Below are 4,270 nucleotides of genomic sequence, written 5' to 3'. Positions count from 1 at the left end.
AGCTGGTCTCGGCTGGCTGGTCTGGGCGTGCGTCACCGGGGTCGTACTCGGACTGGTCGGGCTGGTGGTGGTGCAGGTGATCCGTCGCCGGATCGCGCGGGGACGGCGGATGTCGCGCCGCGCGGTGCTGGAGTCGGCGCTCGGTTCCCGCGCCGAGCGGACCGCCCCGAGCACGACGGGGCCGTAGCCGAGGACGCACGGATGCCCCGGGGCGGTCGGCCCCGGGGCATCCGTCGATCTCGCGCTGATCGGATGACCAGCGCCCGCTCGCCTACTTCACCTTGCCGCCGGAGTTGACGTCCAGGTTCGCGGGGATGTCGGCCCAGCCACCGAGCCCGCCGTTGCCGTAGGAGTAGTCGACGCTGGTCGTGTCGCCGTGGATGTCCATCTTCACGGTCGGGGCGAGGGTGCCGCCGCGCACGAAGTCGTCGTGCGTGCCGATCGTGTCGATGAAGGACTGCACCAGGCCGCCGGGCATCACGTAGTGCGAGTACGCCTGGAAGTGGCCGGGGTGCTGGTTGTAGTCGGGAGCGAAGGGCTGGCCACCGGCGAAGTTCAGGTTCGTCGGGTTGCCGAGCGCGAGACCCGAGCCGCCGTTGAGCGGCTGGAAGTCGCTGCGGATGCCGTCGCCGACGAAGCCGTAGACGCCCTCGGGGCCGTCGATGCCGTTCGCGAACGTGCCGCGGTGGCTGATCGTGAACAGGTAGGACTTGCCGTCCTTGAACACGAACTGCGGACGCTCGGTCTGGTCGGTGACGCAGTTGGCCGAGAGGATCGGGGGCAGGAACTCCCACTCCGTGAGCTCGTCGTTCTTCGCCTTGGCGAGGCCGATATTGCCGATCTGGTAGGGCGCGCCAGAGGCGTTGACCGCCTCGACGGATTCCGCGTAGGGGTCGCCCTCGCGGTAGCCGAGGTCCTCGGCGTCGCAGCTCGCGGACTCGCGCGGCATGGCCGAGTTGCCCTCGAAGACCATGTAGGTCTCACCCGGGTGGGCCGGGTCCTCGAAGGTGAACGGGTCGCGGAAGTTGAAGAACTCGTTCTGCTCGCCGGTCTGGTAGTAGGTGCCGTCGGCCTGGAGCAGGTCGGTCACCGTGTCGAAGCCGGTGAATCGCACGCCCTGCTTGTTGGCGTGCACCTTGCCGACGCTCAGTGCGATGCGCGGGTCGTACGGCTTGATGTTGTTGCCCGCGGCGTCACGGTAGAACGCGACATCCGTGAAGAACAGGTTGATCTTGCCGCCCTTGTCGATGCGGGCCGAGCCCGACCACTGGGTCTGGTGGCTGTACGACTGGTCGTCGAAGATCTTCCCGGTCACGCCCTCCTTGAAGACGAGGCCGCCGTAGGTCCAGCCGCCGTTCTCGGGGCGCTCGTCGGCGGGGATTCCGGCCGGCCGGAAGAAGTAGCCGATCTTCGCGAACACGTGGCGGTCGTCGAAGCCGAGGCTGCGGTCGGCCACGAGCGAGAAGATGATCTCCTGGCCGTTGACGCTGTACTGGTTGCCGTCCTCGTCGGTCAGGGGCCAGGTGTCCCACACCCAGACCTCGCCGTTCGACATGTCGGGGAAGTCCTGCGGCACGGTCGGCATGGTGAGCGCCGCGGGCATGGAGTTCTCACGGGAGGGCGCTTCGGGGTCCGAGAGCCGTGCGAGCTGGCGGGCGTCAGCACGGGTCCACTTCGCGGTGAAGTCGGACTCGGGCGCGAACGCCTCCTGCGTGTGCGCCGTGGGCTCGGGGCCGGGCTGCAGGTCGTCGGGCGCTGCGACGGCTCCCGCCGTGCCGGTGAAGAGGGTGGCGAGCACGGCACCGGCCGTGATCATCCCTCCGATGAGCGGGCGCGTGATGCGCCGGGTGGGTGTCGACATGTCTGTCGCCTTCCTGTTCCAGGGTGGGTTGGGCCGCCGGTGGCGGCGATGGCGGCCGGATGCCGCGTGCGGGCGTGCCGCGGTCGCGCATCCGTCCGATCCGAGCCGTCGGGTGTCAGCCGAGCGGTCGGGAGTCGAGGTGCGACCGGGTGGCTCGCCTGAGCTCACCGGGTCGGATGGCGTGACCGCGCTGGTCGTGGCTGCGCGGAGCAGCGTGTGTGATGTTCACGTTCTTCGCTTTCGTGAAGACCGCCGGCTGATGCCTGGCCGGTCGTCGAGAACGTGGCGTTCGTGCTTCCCCCGAACAGCAAGCTATGCGCCGACTGACAACGTTGTCAAGTCTGGAATGTCGGTGCTTCACCCCGTGCATTCGCATGGAAATTCCCCGATCAGCAGCCTGGCACCGATGGTCGCGCTTCCACGCTACGGTTTCGCCCGGCAGAAATTGCAAATCGATTTGGTTGCCCGTACCGTGGCCCGTGATTCCTCGAGTGGCGCTTGCGCTTCCTCCCACCGAACACCGCTGCGAAGGCGCACCGCCGATCCGACCCGACCGCCTTCGCAGGCCCGACGGACGGATCGCGCGATGCGCGAACCCACGACGGAGGATCATGAACCGAACACCACGACCCGGCTCTCCGCCGGGCGCGACGACACCCGCGAAGCGACGCGGTTCCGCGCATCCGCGACCATGGCGTCGCCGACCCGGCACCTGGGTGGCCGCCACCACCCTGGCTGCCGCCGCGGTCATCGCCGCGGTGCTGGCCGTCGTGCTCGCGCCCGGCCCCGGAACCCCGCCGACGGCACCGCCGAACGCGACGCCCGAGGCATCCGACCGTCCCGACGCCGGCCGTGACTTCACGCGACCCGACGACTGGTCGACCTACCGTCCGGCCGTGCACCTCACGCCCGAGGAGCGGTGGATGAACGACCCGCAGCGCCCCTTCTGGCTCGACGGACGCTGGCACTACTACTACCTCTACAACGCCGACTACCCCGAGGGGAACGGCACCGAGTGGTACCACGCGACCTCCACCGACCTCGTGCACTGGCGCGAGGAGGGCGTCGCGATCGAGAAGTACGCGAACGGGCTCGGCGACATCGAGACCGGCAGCGCCGTGGTCGACACCGAGGACACCGCGGGCTTCGGCCGCGGCGCGGTCATCGCGATCATGACCCAGCAGGCCGACGGCGTGCAGCGCCAGTCGCTGTTCGTCTCGACCGACGGCGGCTTCCGATTCGAGCCGTTCGACGGCAATCCCGTGATGGACAACCCGGGCGCCGAGCACTGGCGCGATCCCAAGATCGTCTGGGACGACGAACGACGCGAGTGGCTGATGGTGCTCGCCGAGGGCCACAAGATCGGCTTCTACACGTCGCCCGACCTCAGGGACTGGACCTACCGCTCCGCCTTCGAGCGCGACGACCTCGGCATCCTCGAGTGCCCCGACCTGTTCCGGATGTCGGTCGACGGCGATCCGGCGAGGAGCACCTGGGTGCTCGCGGCCGGCGTGAACGGCGCCGAGCACGGCAAGACCACGGGCACCGCATACTGGACCGGCGCCTGGGACGGCGAACGGTTCACCACGGATGCCGCTGAGCCGGCGTGGCTCGACCACGGCGCGGACTTCTACGCCGCCGTCACCTGGGACGATCCGCGCCGGTCCGAGTCCGACCGTCTCGCGACGCGCTACGCGATCGGCTGGCTCAACAACTGGGCGTACGCCGGCGACCTGCCCACCGAGGACTGGCACGGCGGCGCCGACTCCCTCGTGCGGGAGCTCGCACTACGCACCGTGGACGGCCGGCCGACGCTGGTCTCGAGCCCGGTCGCGGGCCTCGAGTCGCTCGAGGGTGAGGCAGCGAAACGGCGCGGCCTGCGGGTGACGGATGCCGCGGCACCGCGTTCAGCTGCCGACCTCGATCCCGCCGCCTCGGCCGAGCTGCCGCAGCCGCAGTCGGATGCCTACCGCCTGCGCGTCGAGGTCGCTCCCGACCCCGACGACCCGGCATCGGAGGTGCGGTTCCGGGTGAAGGAGGGCGACGGCTCGTTCGCCGCGGTCGGCGTCGACTTCGCGTCGGGGACGGCGTTCGTCGCCCGTGACGCGGATGCCGCCGCGGCCTCCATGCCCGATGCCTACCGCGCCGTGCGCTCGGCACCCGCTCCCCTGCGCGACGGCGTGGTGACCCTCGACGTGGTCGTCGACGCCTCATCCGTGGAGGTCTTCGTGAACGGCGGGGAGTCGTCCCTCTCGAGCCTCGTGTTCGGGGCGCCCGGCGCGAACGGCCTCTCGGTCGAGTCGGTCGGCGGCACGACCGAGGTGCGCTCCCTGCGGCTGGCCCCGCTCGCGGTCGCACCCGTCGACCGGCACGGCTGAGCCGGGTGGCCTCTTCAGCCACCGGCGGCCG

The 4,270-nt window shown here is 70.2% G+C and carries 3 protein-coding genes; 2 read left to right on the top strand and 1 reads right to left on the bottom strand.

What is annotated here, in order from left to right; translation table 11 throughout:
* Window positions 1-187, top strand: a 187-nt coding sequence (locus tag GH736_RS24655) for a hypothetical protein (RefSeq protein ID WP_203230841.1), incomplete at its 5' end; no start/stop codon positions are given.
* 84 nt (window positions 188-271) lie between these two features.
* Here the strand turns inward: GH736_RS24655 and GH736_RS18105 are convergent.
* Window positions 272-1,861: a glycoside hydrolase family 68 protein gene (locus tag GH736_RS18105; protein ID WP_159605818.1), complete on the bottom strand. Its 1,590-nt coding sequence runs from the start codon at window positions 1,859-1,861 to the stop codon at window positions 272-274.
* A gap of 716 nt (window positions 1,862-2,577) precedes the next feature.
* Here GH736_RS18105 and GH736_RS18100 point away from each other — a divergent pair.
* On the top strand, window positions 2,578-4,239 hold the full coding sequence (locus GH736_RS18100) for a glycoside hydrolase family 32 protein (RefSeq protein ID WP_235934431.1): 1,662 nt from the start codon (window positions 2,578-2,580) through the stop codon (window positions 4,237-4,239).
* Window positions 4,240-4,270: the final 31 nt, after the last annotated feature.

Source organism: Agromyces humi, from assembly GCF_009720255.1.
GTDB lineage: Bacteria > Actinomycetota > Actinomycetes > Actinomycetales > Microbacteriaceae > Agromyces > Agromyces humi.
Note: the sequence above shows the minus strand (reverse complement) of the source record. Positions and strands in the feature narration are given on the sequence as shown.

Bases quoted from the DNA above. Each gene is read 5' to 3' on its own strand.
- GH736_RS18105 (WP_159605818.1), bottom strand. From the start codon at position 1,861: ATGTCGACACCCACCCGGCGCATCACGCGCCCGCTCATCGGAGGGATG.